14 protein-coding genes, 2 rRNA genes and 5 pseudogenes are annotated in these 21422 nt (G+C 71.9%); 9 read left to right on the top strand and 12 right to left on the bottom strand.

Features of this window, described 5'->3' with window-relative positions; translation table 11 throughout:
* Positions 1–121 precede the first annotated feature (121 nt).
* On the bottom strand, positions 122–820 hold the full coding sequence (locus BJF83_RS07995; protein WP_075925787.1) for a hypothetical protein: 699 nt from the start codon (positions 818–820) through the stop codon (positions 122–124).
* A 159-nt stretch (positions 821–979) separates the two neighbouring features.
* Here BJF83_RS07995 and sppA point away from each other — a divergent pair.
* Together sppA and BJF83_RS07985 are read left to right on the top strand one after the other, a co-directional pair.
* A pseudogene (sppA, locus tag BJF83_RS07990) lies at positions 980–2705 on the top strand (signal peptide peptidase SppA).
* Positions 2706–2725: 20 nt separating this feature from the next.
* The gene (locus tag BJF83_RS07985) at positions 2726–3184 is read left to right on the top strand and encodes a flavin reductase family protein (protein WP_075925826.1); all 459 of its coding nucleotides are present in this window, start codon (positions 2726–2728) and stop codon (positions 3182–3184) included.
* A 296-nt stretch (positions 3185–3480) separates the two neighbouring features.
* Here BJF83_RS07985 and BJF83_RS07980 read toward each other — a convergent pair whose 3' ends face one another.
* The 6 genes and pseudogenes from BJF83_RS07980 to BJF83_RS07955 all read right to left on the bottom strand — a co-directional run bounded on the left by BJF83_RS07980 (position 3481) and on the right by BJF83_RS07955 (position 8806).
* A complete protein-coding gene (locus BJF83_RS07980; protein ID WP_075925786.1) occupies positions 3481–4383 on the bottom strand; it encodes an ABC transporter substrate-binding protein in 903 nt (300 codons plus the stop codon).
* A 247-nt stretch (positions 4384–4630) separates the two neighbouring features.
* Positions 4631–5311: an ABC transporter permease gene (locus tag BJF83_RS07975; RefSeq protein ID WP_075925785.1), complete on the bottom strand. Its 681-nt coding sequence runs from the start codon at positions 5309–5311 to the stop codon at positions 4631–4633.
* A 3-nt stretch (positions 5312–5314) separates the two neighbouring features.
* Positions 5315–6074 (bottom strand): annotated as a pseudogene (locus tag BJF83_RS07970) (ABC transporter permease); the annotation flags it as partial.
* Complete coding sequence (locus BJF83_RS07965) at positions 6071–7186, bottom strand: ABC transporter ATP-binding protein (protein WP_075925784.1); 1116 nt, start codon at positions 7184–7186, stop codon at positions 6071–6073. The pseudogene BJF83_RS07970 and the gene BJF83_RS07965, both read right to left, overlap by 4 nt.
* Positions 7187–7344: 158 nt before the next feature.
* Positions 7345–8000, bottom strand: a pseudogene (locus BJF83_RS07960) (HAD family hydrolase).
* A gap of 74 nt (positions 8001–8074) precedes the next feature.
* Positions 8075–8806 carry an NUDIX domain-containing protein gene (locus BJF83_RS07955; protein WP_075925783.1) on the bottom strand — a complete coding sequence of 244 codons (732 nt, stop codon included), beginning with the start codon at positions 8804–8806 and terminating at the stop codon, positions 8075–8077.
* Positions 8807–8942: 136 nt separating this feature from the next.
* On the opposite strand from BJF83_RS07955, the pseudogene nadA reads away from it, so the two are divergent.
* The 3 genes and pseudogenes from nadA (at position 8943) to BJF83_RS28660 (ending at position 11540) form a co-directional block, all read left to right on the top strand.
* Positions 8943–9940: pseudogene (gene nadA, locus BJF83_RS07950) on the top strand (quinolinate synthase NadA).
* 347 nt (positions 9941–10287) lie between these two features.
* Entirely contained in the window at positions 10288–10926 is a 639-nt protein-coding gene (locus BJF83_RS28665; RefSeq protein ID WP_075925782.1) for a hypothetical protein, read from the top strand.
* Positions 10926–11540, top strand: a complete 615-nt coding sequence (locus BJF83_RS28660; RefSeq protein WP_075925781.1) for a hypothetical protein — start codon at positions 10926–10928, stop codon at positions 11538–11540. The genes BJF83_RS28665 and BJF83_RS28660 overlap by 1 nt, the downstream gene beginning before the upstream one ends.
* A 38-nt stretch (positions 11541–11578) precedes the next feature.
* Here the strand turns inward: BJF83_RS28660 and BJF83_RS07935 are convergent, their stop codons facing one another.
* Positions 11579–12208, bottom strand: coding sequence for a TetR family transcriptional regulator (locus BJF83_RS07935; protein WP_075925780.1), 630 nt, complete (start codon positions 12206–12208; stop codon positions 11579–11581).
* 348 nt (positions 12209–12556) lie between these two features.
* Between BJF83_RS07935 and BJF83_RS07930 the strand changes: the two are divergent.
* The 4 genes and pseudogenes from BJF83_RS07930 (at position 12557) to BJF83_RS07915 (ending at position 16849) form a co-directional block, all read left to right on the top strand.
* Positions 12557–13583 (top strand): annotated as a pseudogene (locus BJF83_RS07930) (MBL fold metallo-hydrolase).
* 164 nt (positions 13584–13747) lie between these two features.
* Positions 13748–15088 (top strand): glycosyltransferase family 4 protein, encoded by a 1341-nt coding sequence (locus BJF83_RS07925; RefSeq protein ID WP_075925825.1) that lies wholly within the window; start codon positions 13748–13750, stop codon positions 15086–15088.
* Positions 15089–15098: 10 nt separating this feature from the next.
* Positions 15099–15809: a class I SAM-dependent methyltransferase gene (locus tag BJF83_RS07920; RefSeq protein ID WP_075925779.1), complete on the top strand. Its 711-nt coding sequence runs from the start codon at positions 15099–15101 to the stop codon at positions 15807–15809.
* Positions 15809–16849 (top strand): prenyltransferase, encoded by a 1041-nt coding sequence (locus BJF83_RS07915; protein WP_075925778.1) that lies wholly within the window; start codon positions 15809–15811, stop codon positions 16847–16849. The genes BJF83_RS07920 and BJF83_RS07915 overlap by 1 nt, the downstream gene beginning before the upstream one ends.
* A 165-nt stretch (positions 16850–17014) precedes the next feature.
* Here BJF83_RS07915 and BJF83_RS07910 read toward each other — a convergent pair whose 3' ends face one another.
* The 4 genes from BJF83_RS07910 to BJF83_RS07895 all read right to left on the bottom strand — a co-directional run.
* A complete protein-coding gene (locus BJF83_RS07910; RefSeq protein ID WP_316042228.1) occupies positions 17015–19090 on the bottom strand; it encodes a transglycosylase domain-containing protein in 2076 nt (691 codons plus the stop codon).
* Positions 19091–20385: 1295 nt separating this feature from the next.
* A complete protein-coding gene (locus tag BJF83_RS07905) occupies positions 20386–21015 on the bottom strand; it encodes a class I SAM-dependent methyltransferase (RefSeq protein ID WP_075925777.1) in 630 nt (209 codons plus the stop codon).
* Between the two features lie 159 nt (positions 21016–21174).
* Positions 21175–21290, bottom strand: a 5S ribosomal RNA gene (gene rrf, locus BJF83_RS07900).
* Positions 21291–21336: 46 nt separating this feature from the next.
* Positions 21337–21422 (bottom strand): 23S ribosomal RNA (locus BJF83_RS07895); the annotation flags it as partial.

Here is a 21422-nt window from a genome sequence, read left to right as displayed (position 1 = left end):
CACCCCGATTCGCGCCGTAGCCGAACTGTCGTCACCTGACGACTACGACCCTATGGCCTCCGGAGGGCTGACGGGCACCCATCGGGTGAACGGCCCCGGACGGACGCGGCGGCGCCCCGGTTCAGTTCCGGTAGCCGGAGGTGTCCATCGAAGCGGCGATCTGGGTGTAGACCTCCTCGTACTGGGCGTCCACCGACCAGACGTACAGCAGCACGTCACTGATCGGCAGGAACCACATGCGCACCTGGAAGGTCTCGTCGTTGACGCAGGTGACGTCCCACAGCGCCTGGTGGGACGTCAGGCCGTCCGCGTGGTCCTCGAAGAAACCGGACTCGCGGAGGTCGGAGTCCTCCACGCCGATGTCGCCCGAGGCGGCCGTGTTGAGGCTGCGGCAACTGTCGGGGGCGGCCGCCCAGCCCTCGTCCTCCCGATAGGCCTCGCCCTCCAGGGGCCAGCCCTGGGGCTGGTTCGCCGCAGCCCGGGCGACGAGCTGGACCGAGCCGTAGGCGCACGCGGCCTGGCCGGGCGGGCTCATGCACAGCGAGTCGCCCTCGTTCTGGACCTCCCACCCGTCGGGGGCGTTGACCGCGATGCCCGCGACCTCCACCGGGGTGAACCCCTCGGGGCCCGGGGGCGCGACGCCCTCCATGAGCCCGCTGTCGCCGAGCGCCATCCGCGGCCCGCCGTCGCCGCCGTCGCCGTCGCCCCCGGAACAGGCGGCCAGCACCGTCAGCGCCGCGGCGGCCGCTGCGACTCCCGCACCCGTGCGCGCTGCGGGCGTCCGCCGTCGTCGACCGACCCCGTCGTTCGTGCCCGCCATGCCTCGTCCCTCTCAACCCCGCGTCCCGTGCTCAGAACAACCACGACCCTAGGGCATCTTCGGCGCACCCGCCCTGGCGGTCCCCGATCACCGCGCCGGCGCCCCACCCCCTCACCTGGACACGGGGCCGCCCCGAGCCCCGGCCATTAGGGTGGTTCCATGGTGGACCTCGCGAAGATCACGGAGCCCTTGTCCCTCTCCCGCCTCCGGCCGGGCCCGCACGGCCCGCTGGTGCTGGAACTGGACCTGACCGAGGGGGTCGCCGACGAGGCCCCCGGAGACCCGATCAGCCAGATCATGAACCGCCGTCGGCAGCACTTCCTCGACGTCGTCGAGGGCATCCGGCGCGGCGCGCGCGACCCGAAGGTGGCCGCACTGGTCGTGCGCATCGACGGCCGCCCGCTCGGCTTCGCCAGGACCCAGGAGCTGCGCGAGGCGGTCGCCGACTTTCGCGCCTCGGGCAAGACCGCGGTCGCCTGGGCCGACTCCTTCGGCGAGACGGGCTCCGGAAACCTTCCCTACTACCTGGCGTGCGCCTTCTCCCGCGTGGTGATGTCCCCGACCGGCGTCCTGGGGCTGACCGGCCTGATCATGCGCAGCACCTTCGTCAAGGGCGCCATCGACAAGCTCGACGTCACCTACGAGGTAGGCAAGCGCCACGAGTACAAGAACGCCCTCAACGGAGTCACCGAGACCGGGTTCACCGAGGCGCACCGCGAGGCCGCCGACCGCATCGTCACCTCGCTCAGCGACCAGATCACCGAGCCGTCGCCGAGGCGCGCGGCCTGACCGAGGACGAGGTCCGCGCGTTCGTCTCACGCGGACCGCTCATGCCACGGGAGGCTCTGGACGCCGGACTGGTCGACGCCCTGTCCTACCGCGACGAGGTGTACGAGGAGCTCACGGAGCGGGTACGCGCCGAGCACCCCAGGGGCCAGGACCCCGAACTGCAGTACGTGGCCCGCTACCACCGCAAGCACACGCCCATGCCCAAGCCCGCCCTCGGCGACGGCCCCGGCCACATCGCGCTGATCACCGGCCACGGCGCGATCGCCCTGGGCAGGTCGCGTCGCTCGCCGCTGGGCGGCGGCTCGGTCATGGGCTCCGACACCGTCACCGCCGCCTTCCGCGCCGCCCGACGAGACCCGCGGGTCAAGGCCGTGGTCTTCCGGGTGGACAGCCGGGGCGGCTCCCCGACGGCCTCCGACGCCATCCGCCGCGAGAGCCAGCTCACCAGCGAGGCGGGCATCCCCGTGATCGCCGCCATGGGCGACATCGCCGGGTCGGGCGGCTACTACGTGACGCTGGGCGCGGACGCGGTCGTCGCCCAGCCCGGCACGATCACCGGGTCGATCGGCGTGATCACCGGCAAGCCGGTGTTCGGCGCCCTCATGGAGCGGTTCGGGGTGACCACGGACGCCGTGAGCAGCGGCGATCACGCGGGTATGTTCGACACCACGCGCCCGTTCACCGAGTCCGAGTGGGAGCGGATCAACGCCCTGCTGGACGAGATCTACGACACTTCGTCGGCAAGGTCGCCCAGGCCCGCGGCATGACCCGCGAGCAGGTGCACGAGGTGGCCCGGGGCCGTGTGTGGACCGGGCGCGACGCGCACGAGCGCGGACTCGTGGACGAACTGGGCGGGTTGGCGACCGCCGTGCGCCTGGCCCGGGAGAAGGCGGACGCCGGTCCGCTTCCCCTGCGCGCCTTCCCGCGCACACACCCCCTGGACCGGTTCCGCCCGCACGAGTCCAGCGAGGACCTGGCCTCCGCGCAGCCCCAGAGCACGCTGAGCCCGTGGGGAGCGCTGACGGACGCCGCCCTGGCGATGGGGCTGCCCGTGACGGGTCCGCTGTCGATGGTCGACGGTTGGGACATCCGTTGACCGGTCCCTTCCTGGACGCGATGGCCCTGCTGCCGACCGGCGTGACCGTGGTGACCGTCGCCGACGGCCGTGACGACGTCGGCGCGACGGTCAGCGCCTTCGGGTCCGTGTCCGCCGACCCGCCGATCGTGTCGGTGAGCGTGCGCGCGGACGGGTACATGGCCGAGGTGATCGAGGAGGTGGGCGAGTTCGCGGTGAGCGTGCTGGGCGCGGGCCAGCGCGCCCTGGCGGGGCGGTTCTCCGCCGAGGGACGCCCCAGCGCGCGCCTGCTGGTCTCCGGGCAGGCCCACCACCGGGGTCGACGCACCCGCGCGCTGGTGCTGGACCAGGCGCTGGCCGCGCTGGAGTGCTCGGTCCGTCTCCGGGTCCCGGTCGGCGACCACGTGGTCTTCTTCGCCGACGTCGTCGACCTGCCGCAGGTCGCGGGGCGGGGTCCGGCGCTGGCCCGCTGGTCGGGCCGCTACCACTCGCTGACCTGACGTCGTCGGCGAACTGCGCCACCGAGGAGACGGCCGGGTTCACGACCACGCCCGCCGTCGCCGGGCAGCGCCTGGGGCTGGCGACGAACAGCCCCCTCAGCGGCGGCACGGTCGGCGTGGGCATGCCGATCATGGTGCGGAACGGGATCGGCCGCGCTCGGAGGGAGTCCGTGCGCGGCCGTCACGCGTTCCGGTGGGCTACAGGCCCTCGCCGTGGACGGAGCCGGGGGCGCCCGCCGGTCCGCTCTTCGGGGCGCCCGAACACGGGCCGAAGCGGAGGCCCAATGCGAGCACTGCTAGGCCAAACCCTCCTCGGCCAGCCACTCCTGGGCGACGTCCGCCGCGTTCTCGTTGTCGATGATCACCCGTTCGTTGAGCGCGGTGAGCGACTCGGTGGTCAGCGCCGCGGACACCGCGTCGAGTGCCTCGCGCGCCTGGGGGCCGACCTGGTCGGAGTTGACCAGGGGCGTGACGTTCTGTGCGCCGAACAGGTTCTCCGGGTCCTCCAGGACGACGAACCCGTTCGCGGCGATCTGCGGGTCGGTGGTGAACAGGTTCGCGGCCTGCACGTCCCCGTCCAGCAGCGCCTGGGTCAGCAGAGCCACGTCCACGGACCGGAAGGAGGCGAACTCCACGCCGTACGTCTCGGCGAGCCCGACCACGCCCTGCTGGCGCGTCTCGAACTCGGGCGGCCCGCCGAGCACCATCTCCCCGGACGCCTCCGTCAGGTCGGCCAGGCTGGTCAGGCCGAACTCGTCGGCGGTCTCCCGGGTGACGGTCACCGAGTCCTTGTTCTCGGCGGCCGAGGAGTCCAGGATCTCCAGCTCCTCGGGCAGCGCCTCCTCCAACAGCGCGTTGGTCTCCTCGCTCGGTCCGCTGGGGGCGTCCTCGTCGAGGTAGGCGAGGATGGCGCCGTTGTACTCGGGGAAGACCGCCAGGTTGCCGGACTCGATCTGCGAGTAGTACACCTCACGGCTGCCGATGCCCAGCTGGTACCCGACCTCGACCCCGGCGGCCTCCATGGCCCGTCCGTAGATCTCCGCCAGCAGCTGGCTCTCCGGGAAGTCGGCCGACCCGACCACGACGGCTCCGCCGTCGCCCTCCCCGCCGGAGCCGCCCTCCTCGTAGGGGTCGCTCGCGCCGCACGCGCTCAGCAGCAACACCAGCGGGAGCCCGACGAGGGCGATTCTGTTCCGCATGTCCCAACCTTCTCTCTCATGGTGTGCGCGCCTTAGGACGTGTGCCGCGGACACATACCCTGCTGCGCGGCGCCCGAGCACAACTCTCGCTACGTTCTCATCAGTCGACAGCCAACCCGGGCGGGCCCCCGCTGTGCGACACTGCGGAGCTTGCGGAGCAGGGCACAGTAGGGGCACTCCTTCTTCGGCCTTGCGACAGCCGCACTGGATACGCCGCTCGCGACGGGCAGCATCCACGGCACACGCCCTAGCGCGCCGACGCCGTCTCGGCGCGTAATCCGGGTGCGACGAGCAGCCCGCGCAACCCGGCGAACAGGAGGGTGGTGGCAACGGCCAGGGCCACCACGAGCACGGAACCGCCCAGCATCATCGTCAGGTCCTGGCGGGCCTGTCCGTCCACGATGTAGCGGCCCAGGCCCCCCACGCCGACGTAGGCGGCGATGGTCGCGGTCGCCACCACCTGCACGGCGGCGGTGCGCATGCCGATGAGGATGAGCGGGGCGGCCACCGGGAGTTCGAGGCCCAGCAGCACCTCCCGGCCGCGCATGCCCATCCCCAGGGCGGCGTCCTTCAGACGCGGCTCGACTCCGCGCACGCCCTCGTGGGTGTTGACCAGGATCGGCGGCACCGCCAGCGCCACCAGGGCGCAGACCACCGGGACCAGTCCGATCCCCGCGAACAGCACGACGAGGAAGAGCACGCCGATGGTGGGCAGGGCGCGGGCGAAGTTGGCCAGGCTGGTGGTGGCGAACCCGCCCACGCCGGTGTGTCCGGTGAGCAGGCCCAGCGGCACCGCCACGAGACTGGACAGCACCAGCGCGAGCACCGAGTAGTACACGTGCTCGCCCAGCCGCGCCGGGATTCCGGCCGCCCCGGACCATTGGGCGGGGTCGGCGAACCACAGGTAGAGGTCGGTGAGGATGCCCATGTCTACCCCTTCTCCGCAGCCGCGGCGACCGCCCGCACACGCCGGGTGCGCGTGCGGTCCCCGCGCGCCACGGGGTGAGCCGGCGCTGCGCCAGGACCAGCAGGGCGTCGGTGACCAGAGCGAGCGCGACCGTCAGCAGGATGCCGATGACGATGGGCGCGTCGAACTGGCGCCGGAACCCGTCGGTGAGGATCAGCTGCCCCAGACCGCCGAGCCCGACGAGGGAGGCGACGCTGACCATGCTGATGGTGGCCACCGAGGCCACGCGCAGTCCGGCGATGATCACCGGGACGGCGACCGGGGTCTCGACGAACACCAGGCGGCGCAGCGGACCGAACCCCATCGCCACGGCCGCCTGGCGCACGTGGTCGGGTACCTGTCGCAGCCCGTCGACGACATTGGGCAACAGGATGACCAGCGTGTACAGCGCGAGCGGGATGACCGCCGTCCAGTCGCTGAACCCGGTGTAGGGGAGCATGAGGAAGAACAGCGCGATCGAGGGCACGGCGTAGAGCACGTTCACGCCCGTCAGCACCGCCGGGTACAGGCGTCTCCACCGCGCGCACGCCAGGCCCAGCGGCAGGGCCAGCGCCAGCCCGATGCCGATCGACAGGTAGGACAGCCGCATGTGCTGGACCAGGCGCGGCCGGATGCCGCGGTCGGGGTCGCCCGGGTGGCTCCAGTCGTCCACCCCCCACTCCGCGACGCGCGTGACCCAGTCCCAGGCCGCGACCGACGCGTGCGCCGCCTCGGCCGCGCTCACTCGGCCACCGACCAGAGCGCGGCGCCGAGGTCGTCCTGGGAGACCACGCCGACCACGCACCCGTCGTCGTCCACGCCCACGGCCCGCCCAGCCGGGGAGAGCACCGCGGCGTCCAGGGCGGCGCGCAGCGAGTCGGCGCCGACGTTGAAGGTGTGTCCGTAGGGGGTCAGATCGAGCCCGCCGAGCGGGATCCCCGAGGGCACCCGGGCGAGCTGGCCGGCGTCCACCCAGCCCAGGGGCAGGCGTTCGGCGCTCACCACCAGCACCCACGGGATGCCGTAGCCAGCGGCGATCTCGCGCGCGTCCCCGGCCCGGGTCTGGTCGTCGAACACGGCGTCCTCGCGCGGGGACAGCGCGCGGGCGGGGAAGAAGGACAGTCGGCGCACACCCCGGTCGTAGCCGATGAAGGACTCCACGAACGCGTCCACGGGATCGGCGAGCAGGCGTTCGGGCGCGTCGTACTGCGCGAGCACGCCGCCGGGCCGAAAGACGGCGATGCGATCGCCGAGCCGGACGGCCTCGTCGATGTCGTGCGTGACGAACACGACGGTCTTGTGCAGCTCCTGTTGCAGGCGTAGCAGCTCGTCCTGGAGGGTGGCCCGGACGACGGGGTCGACGGCGCTGAACGGCTCGTCCATGAGCAGGACGGGCGGGTCGGCGGCCAGGGCTCGGGCCACCCCCACGCGTTGCTGCTGTCCGCCGGAGAGCTGGTGCGGGTAACGCCGTGCCTGGGACGGTTCGAGGCCGACGAGCTCCATCAGCTCGGCGGCGCGCGCCCGCGCCCTGGACCTGCGCCAGCCCAGGAGGAGGGGCACGGTGGCGATGTTGTCCAGGACGGTGCGGTGCGGGAAGAGGCCCGCCTGCTGGATGACGTAGCCGATCGACCGGCGCAGCACGGCGGGGTCCTGGTCGCGGACGTCCCTTCCGTCGACGCGGACGGTGCCGCCGGTCGGTTCGACCATCCGGTTGATCATCCGCAGCGATGTGGTCTTGCCGCTGCCCGACGGCCCGACGAAGACGGTCGTCGCCCCGGCCTCGACGGTCAGGTCCAGGTCCGCGACGGCGACCGTGCCATCCGGGTAGTGCTTGCTGACGCCCTCGAACGTGATCATCGGCCGGGCTGCCTCCATTCGGGGGCGGACGGTGGTGGGAGGCGTGCGCAAAATGGCACGTTACCCACGCGAAGGTAGATCAAACGGGTGACACACCGAGCCAAGACGGACAGGTGTACGACGTGAGATGTCCGACGCCGAGCACGGGAATGCTTCCCTCAGTCCTGGGCTGCGATCCAGGAGGCGAGCTGGTGGAGGTCGTCCACGACCGTGTCGGCCCGCCCCGCGTCCGGGCCCGCGGCGTGCCGGTAGCCGTACGGGCCGCGGCGGAGCAGGGCGGCGCGCATTCCCGCCGCGCGGGCGGGCAGCACGTCGTTGTCGACGCGGTCCCCGACGTAGAGGACCTCGGCCGCGGTGATCCCGGGACGGGCGGTGCCGGCGAGCGCGAGGACGCGGTCGAAGAACGCGGCGTCGGGCTTGCTCACCCCCCAGTCGTCGGAGATGCCGATGCCGTCCACGCCCAGGTCCATGGCGGCCAACGCCGGTCCGGCCTCGGAGGGCTGGTTCCCGGCGATCACCAGGGACAGCCCGGCCTCGCGCAGGGCGGCGAAGGCGGGGCGCACGTCGGGGTACAGATCCTCGTCCGCGAAGTGCTCGCGTTCGCCGTGGGGTCCTCGACCCGCCAGCGCGCGCTCTCCCTCGCCAGGTCGAACCCGGGCGCGACGAGCCGGAACGCGTCGGTGAGGGTGCCGCCGGAGGCGATGACGCCGCCGATGGTGCCGAAGAACGCCATGTGCGGGACTCCGAGGCGGTCGGCCCAGCGCGCGAAGATCCGCGTCTCGTCGACCAGCGTCTCTCCGACGTCGAACACCACAGTACGAATTGCCACGAAGAGGGAGTGTACAAGGCGTGCCCGAGCGCGCCAGGCCGACGCGGGACAGTCGGCCATCAGCCGCCTTCGGGCGGCCGCAGCACCGCGAAGGCGTCGGTGATCTCCAGCTCCCGGGCCCGGAACCGGAACTGCGCGGCGGGACGCCCGCCGGAACGGCCGGAGGGCACGGAGCGGCCGGTCTCCTGGATCTGACCCCGACGCAGCAGGACCCGGCGCAGATTGGTGGCGGCCACGTCGTAGCCGAGGGCCGCGCGGTAGTAGCCGGACAGCTCCGACATCGTGAACTCAGGCGGCGCCAGGGCGAAGCCGACGTTGGTGTAGCCCAGTTTGGCGCGCAGCCGCAGCCGTCCGGAGCGGACGATGGCGGCGTGGTCGAAGGCCATCGCCGGCAGCTCGGCGGACGGGTGCCATCCGGTGTCCTCGGGCACGACGGGGTCGATGTGGGCGGGCACCAGGCCCAGGTAGGCGGTGGCGAGCGTGCGGCGGTCGGGGTGGCGCTCGGGATCGCTGCGGGTCTCCAGCTGTTCGAGGTGGGCCAGGTCCCGCACGTCCACCTTCTGCGCGAGCTGGCGCCGGATGGAGGCGCCCAGGCTCTCGCCAGAACCCAGTCTGCCGCCGGGCAGTGACCACTCCCCCTCGCAGGGCGGCAGCGCCCGCCGCCACAGGAGGACGCACAACTCCCCGCCGCGAATCTGGAGGACGACGGCCAGTGCCTCGTGCGCAGCGAGTGGTTCGACCCCATCCGCACCATGTGCCATGGTCCGTCCGTTTACTTGAGGGATGTCCACCCTGTCCCTTCCGTTCCACGCCATGTTAAGCTGAACCAGGTTTGTGCCTGGCAGGCTAAAACCTGTCGACCAGCACCGGCCACCACCGGCACGAAGCCCGTACGGCGTGCCCACAGCCTCAAGGAAGTAGTACGACATGGCACCGGTCACCGCCGCGGCGGACACCATGACCAGGCAGGAGTGGGCCGCCGAGGTCCGCCGCCTGGCGAACGAGCGCGACGCCGTCATCCTCGCGCACAACTACCAGCGCCCGGAAATCCAGGACGTGGCCCACCACACCGGCGACTCCCTGGCCCTCTCCCGCCTGGCCGCGAGCGTCGACGCCAGCACCATTGTCTTCTGTGGCGTGCACTTCATGGCCGAGACCGCGAAGATCCTCGCCCCGGAGAAGACGATCCTGCTTCCCGATCCCAACGCCGGGTGCTCCCTCGCCGACACCGTCACCGCCGAGGACGTGCGCGCCTGGAAGGCCGAGCACCCCGGCGCGGTCGTCGTCGCCTACGTCAACACCACCGCGGCGGTCAAGGCCGAGACCGACATCTGCTGCACCTCGTCCAACGCCGCGGACGCATCCGGTCCATCCCCGAGGACCGGGAGATCCTCTTCCTCCCCGACCAGTTTCTCGGCGCCCACGTCAAGCGCGTCACCGGCCGGGACGACATCCACGTGTGGATGGGCGAGTGCCACGTGCACGCCGGGATCGACGGCCACACCCTGCGCGAGCGGGTCGCCGCCGAACCCGACGCCGAGGTCTACGTGCACCCCGAGTGCGGCTGCGCCACCTCCGCCCTCTACCTCGTGGGCAGCGGCGCCGTCCCCGAGGACCGCGTCAAGGTGCTCTCGACCGGCGGAATGCTCACCGCCGCGGAGAACACCACCGCCAAGAAGGTGCTCATCGCCACCGAGACCGGGATGCTGCACCAGTTGCGCAACGCCAACGCGACCACCCGGTTCGAGCCGGTCAACTCGCGCGCCGAGTGCCACTACATGAAGATGATCGACGCCGACAAGCTGCTCGGCTCGCTGCGCCACGGCACGACCGAGATCACCGTCGACGCCGACACCTCCGCGCGCGCCCGCCGCTCGGTCGAGCGGATGATCGCCATCGGCTCCCCGTCGCGAGGCGGCGAGTAGCCCTCCGCACCACGGCGCCGGCCCGACCGCGCGTCGGGTCGGCGGCGTTCGTGATAACAGAACCCTCACCTTCGGGGCCAACGTCACCGAAAAGCCCGCGCCGGCGCCGGGCCCCGCTACCGTCACGGATGGAGCGGGGGGAGAATCGTGACCAGAAGCACAGAACGCGACGAACCGACCCCGGAGGCGGTCGAGCGGCTCTACGACGCCTTCGCACCGGCCCTGTACCGGTACGCCTGGTCCCTGCTGGGCGGCGGGGCCGACCCTCGCCGTGCAGCCGACCCGACAACGGGAACCGTCGGCCGGGACGCCGCCGACCGCGTCGCCGAGGCCGTGCACGACGGCTGGTGGCCGGGGTGGTCCTGTCCGCCGAACTCGCCGACGACAGCGACCGCGGCCCCTGGCTCTACGCGCTGGTCCGCTCGGCGTGCCAGCGCCGCGGCCTCGCACTCACCTGCCCCTACGCCCGACTGGCGACCGTCCCCGCCGAGGAGCCCGCGGCACGGATGTTCTCCCGGCTCCCGTCCAGCCACCGCGAACTGGTCGAACTCAACCTGCGCCACGCGCTGCCGGTGTCCGCGATCGCCCGGATCCTCGGCCTGGACACCCAACTGTGCGCGGAACTGTCCCGCTCGGCGATCCGCCGCGCCGCCGACGGCCTGGCAGACCTGGACCGGAGCGACGCAGACCCGCACGAGTCCCCCTCCGCGGCGTGGCGCGCCCGCGTCCAGGAGGTCTCCTTCGCCCTGGCCCTGCTCCGCCCGCCGGGGCCGCCGCCCGGACTGCGCGACCAGGTCGTGCGCACCTGTGTGGACCCCGACCACGCCCAGGCGCGCGAGCGAATCGCCGCGAAGGCGCGCCCCCTGACCAGCGACGGCTACCCGGTGCACCGCGCGCGCCTCGGCGGCGCCCCCGAGGAGCCCGCGCCGGAGCCCCCGCGCCGACGGTCGAACGGCTGCCCCGCGCGCTGCCCAGGGACCGGGTGATGACCCGCGACCACCCCGTGCGCGCCGAACCGACGACCCCGCTTCCCGGTCCCCGTTCCGCCACCGCGGAGGACGCCGCAGACGGTTCCTCCCCCCGGCGCTGGTCGCTGCCCGCCGTGTCCGGGGTGGTCACCGTGGTGCTCGCCGTCGCCCTGTGGTGGTGGGCCAGCGCCCTGGGCGCGCCGTCCACGATCATCGGCCCCGACACGCGCGAGGCCGAACGCAACCCCCTGGGTCAGGACGTGGAGACGACGTCCACCGCCTCGGACGGCAGACCGGCGGCCGAGCCGACGGAGCAGGACGGCGACCAGCCGCACGAACCGCGCACCGGAGACCACCCGGGCCAGGGGGCGAAGCCCTCCGAGCACGCTCATCAGGATTCCGGGCAGGAGCACGGCGGGCAGAGCGGGCAGAGCGGGCAGGACGCCGCCCCTCCGTCTGCGACGCACTCGGCCGCGCCCACGGACGGGCCGAGCACCCCTTCACCGCAGGAGGGGGAGGGGGCGTACGGCTCCCAGAGCGCGGAGGAGGACGCGGCCGCCGATCCCGCGGGCGAGGGGGCCGGGGGCGGTTTCCTCGACGGTCTGCTGGGGCTCCTCCTCGGCGACGGTTGAGCCGTGCCGGACCCGCGGAGGCCCCGGGCTCCCGGGGCTCAGAAGGAGGCGAGCAGGTGCTCGGCGGCGGTGTGCAGGCGCCGCTCGACCTCGTCGACGTCCCGGCGGCCCTTGAGGACCTCCACCAGTTCGAAGATCCACACGCTCGTCAAGGAACCGACCAGGACGTAACCGACCTCACCGCGGTCCACGGGCGAACCGGTGTCGTCGTCCTCGGCCCCGCCGGGCGCGACACCCTCGGGGTTGCCCGTGGCCACCCGCCACACCAGGTCGGAGATGCGCGTGTCGAGCTCGACCTTGACCTCGGCCATGATGAGCGAGCGCACGAGCGCGTCGGCCAGTTCGGGCTCGCGCATCAGCCCCCGGGTGGCGCGCAGCAGGACGTCGACGGCACGGCCCGCGGGGGTCTCCGCGGTGGGCGGACGGCGGACGATGCCGCCCTCCAGCAGGTCGAGTTCCTCGGTGACCACCGCGACGACGAGGTCCATCTTGGAGGGGAAGTACCGGTAGAGCGTGCCGAGGGCGACCCCGGCGCGTTCGGCCACCGAACGCATCTGCATGGCGTCCACGCCCCCGCGCACGGCCAGGGCCGCCGCGGTCTGTACGATGCGCTTGCGGCGCTGGGTCTGACTTCGCGACAAGGTTCCGCTCGGCGCCTGCACCGCCACTGGGTCTCCCATTCGTCATCGGTCCGCGCGCGGCCCACTCGCCACGGCACCGAGAGCCGTTCGTCCGAGCCGGAGCCCGCCCGGGCTCCAGACGAGAACACGTTATCCAAAGATTTCCCGCTCGCGCAGCGCTTCGAACCCATGATCCTCGCCTCATTGCCCGACGTGGCGGTAGCAATACGAGGACATGGCGATGGTTTTCGGATCATGCGACCAGATTTGTAGAATTTGTTCTACTTTGTCACCGGAGCCGCCCGCATCCCGCCCCTCGGGCACCCCGCCCACACCCCGGCCCGCGCCGTCCGCCATAGAATCGAACCAGATTCGGTTTCTACGGAGAGGTCCACCATGAACGACGTCCCCCCGGTCGAGGACCTCGGCAACGGCGTGTGGAGCCTGCCGGTCCCCATCCCCCACAGTCCCCTCGGCGCCACCCTCGTCTACCTCGTGGAGGGAGACGAGGGGCCCGTCCTCGTCGACACCGGCTGGAACCACGACGACTCCTGGGACGGCCTCCTCCAGGGCATCAAGCAGACGGGGCACACCGTCGAGGACGTCCGCGGCGCCGTCCTCACCCACTTCCACCCCGACCACTCCGGGCTCGCCGCACGGTTGCGAGCGACCTCCGACGCCTGGATCGCGATGCACCCCGCCGACATCGCCGTCACCGAACAGCTCGCCTCCGCCAGCCCGCCCCACCGAGCGGACGCCGTGGCCGCCCAGTTCCGCGCCGCCGGATTCCCCGACGAGGACGTCGAGGCCTTCCTCGCCGCCCCCCACGTCATCGCCCCCTCCGCCGTCCCCGACCTCGCCCTGGAGGACGCGCCGCCGTCGACCTGCCCGGCCGCGACCTGCGGGTCCTGTGGACCCCCGGCCACACCCCCGGGCACCTGTGCCTACGCCTGGCCGACGGCGACGTCCTCTTCACCGGCGACCACGTCCTACCGGGGATCACTCCGCACGTAGGCCACTTCCCCCTCCACACCCCCACCGCGACCCGCTCAGCGACTTCCTCGCCTCGCAGAAGGCGGTCGGCGCTCTCCCCGACGCCGACCGACTGCTATGCCTTCCCTCACACGAGCACCGCTTCACCGGACTGGCCGAACGCACCGCGCACATCGTCGCCCACCACGAGGAGCGCCTCGACGCGATGGCCCGTCTCCTCGACGCGGGCCCCGCCACCCTGTGGGAGCTCACCTCGCGCCTGCGCTGGAAGCGCCCCTGGTCGGACATGCGCCTCCTGGCCCGCCACATGGCCGCCTCCGAGACCGCAGCCCACCTGCGCACCCTGGAGGAACGCGGCCGCGCCGTCCGGACCGGCCCGGACGACCGGCCCCGATGGGTCGCCGTCACTGATCGGGCAAGCCACGCATAGGATCCCTTACCAACCAGCCCGACGCCGACCCGCATAAAACTCCCGAGTAACATATGGGGCGCCTGTTCACCGGCGAACGCGCGCCCCACCGGGACGCCCACCGTCCGCGGCTGTCCTGCGGCGCGGCGGCGACCGGGCCCGCGACCCAACGAAGAGGTGGACTCTTGACCCAGTCGGGCACCAGCAGGGAACCGGGCCCGCACCCGTCCGGCGACCGCCCCCTCCGCGTCGCGCTGCTGTCCTACCGCAGCAAGGAGCACTGCGGCGGCCAGGGCGTCTACGTGCGCCACCTGTCCCGCGAGCTGGCCGCCCTCGGGCACGAGGTGACCGTGTTCTCGGGCCAGCCCTACCCCGTCCTGGACGGGGGCGTCACCCTGGAGCCGCTCCCCTCCCTCGACCTCTACAACGACGCCGACCCGTTCGTCGCGCCGCCCGTGCGCGAGTGGCGCGACTGGATCGACGTCCTCGAAGTCGCCACCATGTGGACCGCGGGCTTCCCCGAACCGCTCACCTTCTCCCTGCGAGCCAACCGCGCGCTACGCCGACGCCTCGCCGACTTCGACGTCGTCCACGACAACCAGACCCTCGGGTGGGGCCTGCTCGGCGTCAAGGCCGCCGGACTCCCGCTGGTCACCACCATCCACCACCCCATCAGCGTCGACCGACGGATCGAACTCGCCGAGGCGCGCGGCCTACAGAAGCTCTCCAAGCGCCGCTGGTACGGGTTCGTCGCCATGCAGGCCAAGGTGGCGCGCAGGCTCGACCCGATCCTCGTCCCCTCCCGTTCCTCCGCCGACGACATCGCGCGCGAGTTCGGCGTCGACCCGGCCGCCATGGAGGTCACCCCACTGGGCGTGGACACCCGCTACTTCCACCCGCGCCCCGACACCGAACGGGTGCCCGGCCGCATCGTGTGCACCGCCAGCGCCGACAGCCCCCTCAAGGGCGTGGCCACCCTCCTGCGCGCCGCCGCCAAACTCGCCACCGAACGCGACGTGCGGCTGACCGTCGTCAGCAGGCCCAAGCCCGGAGGGCCCACCGACCGCCTCGTCGACGAACTGAGCCTGCGCGACCGCGTCGAGTTCGTCAGCGGCATCGACGACACCGCCCTCGCCGAACTCGTCGCCAGCGCCCAGGTGGCCGTCGTGCCCTCCTTCTACGAGGGTTTCTCCCTGCCCGCCGTCGAGGCCATGGCCTGCGCCACCCCCCTGGTCGCCAGCCGGGCCGGAGCCCTGCCCGAGGTGGTCGGCACCGACGGCGACGCCGGACGGCTCGTCCCTCCGGGCGACCCCGAGGCGCTGGCGAGCGAACTCGCCGCCCTCCTGGACGACGACGCCGAACGCGCCCGCATGGGCGCCGCCGCCTGGCGCCGGGTCCAGGAACGGTTCACGTGGCGGGCCGTCGCCGAGCTCACCGCCCAGCGCTACGCCTCCACCATCGACACCGTCAGGGGTTCTGGCCAGGGACCCGCGCGAACCGCGCCTGACCGCGCACCACACCTGTAGGGAGCCTCCACTGATCACCGTCGACTTCAACCTGTTCCCCGTCGGCCCGGGCCAGCGCGTCCTCGACCTGGGCTGCGGCGGAGGCCGCCACGCCTTCGAGATCTACCGGCGCGGCGCCGACGTCGTCGCCTTCGACCAGAACGTCAGTGACCTGGCCGAGGTCGAGACGATGTTCGCCGCCATGCGCGCCGAGGGCGAGGCGCCCGAGGAGGCCACGGCGGAGACGGTCAAGGGCGACGCCCTCGACATGCCCTTCGACGACGCCAGCTTCGACCGGGTGGTGGCCGCCGAGATCTTCGAGCACGTCCCCCACGACACGGCCGCGATGAAGGAGCTGTTCCGGGTGCTGCGACCCGGCGGGATCGCCGCGGTCACCGTGCCGAGCTTCCTGCCCGAGCGACTGTGCTGGGCGCTCTCGGAGGAGTACCACACCAACGAGGGCGGCCACATCCGCATCTACACGCGCGCCGAACTGGAGGCCAAGCTCAAGGCCACCGGATTCGAGATCGGCCCGCACCACCGCGCGCACGCCCTGCACTCGCCCTACTGGTGGATCAAATGCGCCGTGGGCACCTCCAACGACGACCACCCGGCGGCCAGGGCCTACCACGACCTGCTGGTCTGGGACATGCTCCAGGCCCCGAAGGTGACCCGTGTCGCCGAGCGGCTGCTCAACCCGGTCATCGGCAAGAGCGTCGTCGTGTACGTGCGCAAGCCGTGATGGGCGCCGCACCCGCTCTGCCCGAGGTCCTGACCGCCGACCAGGTCCTGCGCTCCGCCGACTACCTGGTGCGCGCGCAGGAGCCGGACGGCGCGATCCCCTGGTTCCCCGGCGGCCACACCGACGTGTGGGACCACGTCGAGTGCGCCATGGCGCTGACCGTGACCGGACGCACCGTGCCCGCGCACGCCGAGGCGGCCCGCCGCGCCTACCTATGGCTGGCGCGGAGCCGCCACGCGGACGGAGGCTGGCCCGCCAAGTTCCGCCAGGGCGCGCCCGTCACCGACCTGCGCGAGGCCAACCACGCCGCCTACCCGGCGGTCGGGCTCCTGCACCACCTGCTGGTCACCGGTGACGCGGCGTTCGCCGAACGGACCTGGCCGGTGGTGGAGAGCGGGCTGGACTTCGTGCTCGGCCTGCGCGGCGAACACGGGGAGATCCTGTGGGCGCGGTCGGAGGACGGCTCCCCCGGCGACCACGCGCTGCTCACGGTGTGTTCGAGCGTCCACCACGCCCTGCGCTGCGGCGCCGCCCTCGGCGCACGGCTGGGCCGCGAGCGGCCGGCGTGGACCTCGGCCGCCGACCGGCTGGAGACGCTCATCAACGACCGCGAGGACCTGTTCGCGGACCGGAGCCGGTTCTCGATGGACTGGTTCTACCCGATCCTCGGCGGCGCCGTGCGCGGAGTGGCCGCCAAGGAACGCCTCCAGGACCGGTGGGAGCGGTTCGTCGTCCCGGGCCTGGGCGTGCGGTGCGTGAGCGACCAGCCGTGGGTGACCGCCGCGGAGTCCGCCGAGCTGGTCCTGGCCCTGGCGGCCATGGGCGAGCGCGAGGCCGGGACACGTGTCCTGGCCGACGTCCAGCACCTGCGGGACGCCGAGGACGGCGCCTTCTGGACCGGCTACCAGTTCGCCGAGGACGTGCGCTGGCCGGTGGAGCGCAGCACGTGGACGTCGGCCGCGGTGATCCTCGCGGTGGACGCCCTGAGCGGCACGACCGACGGGTCACGCGTCTTCCTGCACACCTGGGACGGCGTGTAGGGGCGCACCCGCGGCACGGGCGAGGCCCCGCACCGCGTCGTGGCGTTGGTCTTGGCTGAGCGAGCTGTTCGCTCTCATGGGACTGCTCCCTGGTCGATGGAACTGGATCTCCAGTCCAACTTCCAGGGAGCAGTTCAACGGCGTCGTGGCGGTGCGGGGCCCCGTCTATTCGCCCTCACCGCGGCCGGGCGGCACGTCCGTGCCGCCTGGGCCGCCCGGACCGCCCGGGCCGCCCGGCTCACCGGGTTGTTCCTGATCCGGCTCGACGGGTTCGACCGGGATCTCCGGATTGGGCTCGACGGGTTCGACCGGGAACTCCGGGAACTCCGGAGCCTCGGGCACCTCCGTGACCGGCGGCGCGTCCTCGACCGGTGTGTCGGGCTCCTCGGGAGGCACCACGGGCGCCCAGTTCTCGCTGCTGCCGGCGAAATCCGGGCTCGGGAAGCTGCCCGGCTCGTAGTCCTCCATCACCGCGGACATGTACCGGTTCCAGAGCTGGGCGGGCATGCCGCCGCCGGAGATGTTCTGGCCGGGAATGCTGAAGCTCTGGTTGCTCTCGTTGTACACGCCCACCGACGTCGCCAGTTGGGGCGTGTACCCGACGAACCAGGCGGCGACGCTGTCGTTGGTGGTGCCCGTCTTGCCCGCCGTGGGGTGGCCCCACAGGTTGGCGGCCGTACCGGTACCGCTGCTGACCACCTGCTGAAGGGCGTGGGTGACGTCCGAGGCCGTGGACTCCGCCAGGGCCCGGCTGCTCTCCGGCTCCGGTCGCTCGTTCTCGCCCTCGGTGTTGACGATCTCCCGGACGACGTGCGCCTCGACGTGCACACCGCCGTTGGCGAACGTCCCGTACCCGCTGGCCTGGTCGATGGGACGGACGCTGGCCGCCCCCAGCGGCATGACGGGCACGAGCTGGTCGTCGCCGATGCTTCCCTCGGGCCAGCCCATGTCGTAGGCGGTCTGGCGGACCTCGTCGAAGCCCACCCGCTGGGCGAGTTCGATGTAGCCGAGGTTGTTGGAGACCTCTGTCGCCTGGAGGAGCGACATGATGCCGCCGGGCGCATCGCCCGGGTTCTGGATCCGGCTTCCGTTGATGTTCTGCGGACCGCGACCGTCCACGGTCGTGTGCAGGCCGATGCCCTGCTCCAGCGCGGTCGCCAGCACGTACGGCTTGAACGCCGACCCGGCCTGGGCCCGGCCCAGGAACGAGCTGTCGTATTGGTTCGCGTTGTAGTCGTGCCCGCCGTAGAACGCGACGACCTCACCGGTCGCCGGGTCGACGGTGCTGATACCGATGTTGACGCCCTCGGGGAGGTCGTCCTGGGACACGGTGTCCTCGACCGCCTGGTAGGCGGCCTCCATCTTGTCCTCGTCGAAGGTGGTGACGATCCGGTAGCCCTGCCGGTTGATCATGTCCTCGGTGAAGCCGAGCCGGTCGAGCTCGTTCATGGCCTCCTGGAGCATGTAGCCCCGGTAGCCGCTCAGATCGGCACCGGCGCCCGGACGCTCGGGCTCGGGCTCGGGGAACTCCATCGCGTCGGCGTCGGACTGGGTGATCGCCCCGGTCGTGACCATGCCGTCGACGACGTACTGCCAGCGCTGCTCCATCTCGGGCGTGGTCTCCACGTTCGCCTGGCCGAAGGGCGTCGGCTGCTGGATGGCCGCGGCCAGGAAGGCCGCCTCCTCAGGAGTGAGCTCGTCCACGTCCTTGTGGTAGTAGGCCTCCGCCGCCGCCTGGATCCCGTACGCCTGACGGCCGAAGTAGATGGTGTTGAGATACTGCTCCATCACCCACTCCTTCGACTGGCTCTGGTCGATCTTGATGGCGATGATGATCTCCTGCACCTTCCGGGAGATCGTCCGGTCGTTGGAGACACCCTCGAAGTAGTTGCGGACCATCTGCTGTGTGACGGTGGAACCGCCCTGGACCTGCTGACCGGTGATGGTGGACCAGACCGCGCGCGTGGTGCCGCGCACGGAGACGCCCGGCTCCGTCCAGAAGCCGCGGTCCTCGGCAGAGATGACGGCCTCGACGACGTGGTCACCGCCGGCGGTCATGTCGTCGTAGGAGATGATCTCCCGGTGGGTGCCGCGCTCGGCGAACATCGTCTCGCCGTCGGCGAAATAGAAGGTGGAGCCCTGCTCGACCGCGTCCGCCTGGGCCGCGTCGGGGACCTCGACCGTGGAGTAGAAGTAGGCGAACACGCCGCACCCGGCGATGACCGCGACACCGGCGACCACCAGGCACACCCGCAGGATCCGCCACCACAGCGGAGCCCTCCCGCTCTTCCTGCCTTCCCGGCCGCCTTGGGCCCGTTCTTCGTGACGACGGCGCCGGCCGCGCCTCGGCGGTCGGGCCCCGACCGTCAGCCTGGGCAGGGCCCTGGTCCGGGGCCCCGGACCCGGCCTGGCTCGGCGCGTGACCGCCGGCCTCGCTCGGGGGCGGGAACGCCATGGTCGACATCCGCTGGGGGGACGGCCACATCGAGTCGTCCTCCACCACCGGGGAGAAGGGGCGCGTGGGGGGCTGGGCCTCGGACGCGGTCTCCTCGGAGGACGGGGGTTCCTCGGAGCAGGGGGGTTCCCCCGAGGACGACGCGTCGTTGTCGGCGTTCGGAGCCTGCGCGGGGGACGGCGGGGACACCGAACGCACCTGGTCGCCGGCGGCGCCGGCGACGGTGCTCTCAGTCTCCTCGGACTCCGACGTGTCGGCCGCGACACTCCCGGTCTCGGAGGGCGCCGACTCCTCCCCCTCGGAGCGCTCCGAGGGGGAGGAGTCGGCGTCGCGCCCGGACGGTCCGAAGCCCTGGTCCTGGAGGGTCTGTGCGACTCGCTCACGCAGGAAGGACCCGCTGGTCTTGAAGACTCCGGGCTCGTACTCGGGTTCCGCTACGTCCGGGGAAGGTTGGTCCTCCCCGGCAGCGGGTACTCCGCTCTCCGAGGTCGCCTCGTTGGACAGCTCTTCGGCAGAGGTTCTCGTCTCCGGCGTGTCGGTCTCAGGACGCTGTCCATCCGCCCCGCCCTCGCCGTGTGTGCTCTCGCTCAGTTCCCCGCCCCCATGGCAAATCACGTCCGGCACGGTGCCGCCCTGTCTTTGACGCGCCAGTGCCCCGGATCGGTTCGGTAAGAATCAGGACTGATGCGGTGACTCGGGGAATAAGGCCACGTTCGCTCAACCCTCTCCCACACGATACCGGGACGTAACAGCGCGACCGCCGGTCGGCCGACCAGGCCCGCAGTTCTTACCGAAGGCTTAACGTTCCGCGGCGTGTCACTGCGTGAGGATGCGTAGGTCCTCGTGCCCGGAAAGCGGCCCCGGCCACGGCGCGTGCTGCCTCCGATCCGAGGACCCGCATCGGCGCCGTGTGCGCGGAGCCCGTGTCCCCGCACTCCGCGCGCGAGGCCGTTGGGCCTGGCGACCCGGAGGGCGGAGGATCCGCACGCCCGAGAGGCGTTCACCCGGCCAGATCCGGGAATCCCGGTGTGAGGCTCGGCGGGGGATCCCATCCGGCCATCCCCGTCTTCGGGGAGGGGGGTCAGGAAGTGTGTTCGAGGACACGCATGGAACCGACCACACGCACCTCAGTGAACCTGCCTGACTCCAGGGCGCGGCAGTAGATGTGGTAGGGGGGCCGGCCTCCGTCCGCGGGGTCGGGGAAGACGTCGTGGATCACGAGCGCCCCGCCCGGGGCGATGTGCGGGCTCCATGACACGTAGTCGGTCTGGGCCGCCTCCTCGCTGTGGCCTCCATCGATGAAGAGCATCCCGAGCGGCGCGCCCCACACGGCGGCGACCTCCGCTGACGGTCCGACGTGCGCGATCACCTCGCTGTCGAGCCCGGCCCGGGTGATCGTGCGCCGGAAGTGCGGAAGGGTGTCGAATCTCTCCGTGGCCTCGTCCACGAGGGAGGAGTCGTGGTACTCCCATCCGGCCTGGTGCTCCTCGGACCCCCGGTGGTGGTCCACGGTGTGAATCCGACCACCGGTCCGGCGAGCCGCGGCGCCGAGGAAGACGGTGGACTTTCCGCAGTAGGTTCCGATCTCGACGATCGGGCCGAGGTGCGCGTAGGCGAGTGCGGTCTCGTACAGCGCGGTGCCTTCGTCGGTGGGCATGAACCCCTTGGCCGTCTCGGCGGCCGACAGGAGCTCGGCAGGAATGGTCGTCATGACTCGATCCTCCCAGGCCCGGGAGAGGGGTTCCCTCCCGGGCCCCCGCCCGTCCACAACCCACCCACACAACAAAAAAGGGGGCGCCCACCCCGGCACCCCCAACACACAAAAAAGAAAGAGGGCCGCCCCCAAGGACGACCCCCTCCCAACAAAAAACCGTGGCAGCGACCTACTCTCCCACCCCACCACAGGGCAGTACCATCAGCGCAAAGGAACTTAACGACCGGGTTCGGAATGTAACCGAGTGTAACCCCCCCGCCATAACCACCACGGAAACCATGATGTGAACAAGTATGCGCGAGCACCCAATAATCTGCAGCGGACAAGCCCTCGACCTATTAGTACCGGTCAGCTCCACCCCTCACAAGGCTTCCACACCCGGCCTATCAACCCCATCGTCTATA

It is taken from the genome of Nocardiopsis sp. CNR-923, assembly GCF_001942255.1.
Taxonomy (GTDB): domain Bacteria; phylum Actinomycetota; class Actinomycetes; order Streptosporangiales; family Streptosporangiaceae; genus Nocardiopsis.
Note: the sequence above shows the minus strand (reverse complement) of the source record. Positions and strands in the feature narration are given on the sequence as shown.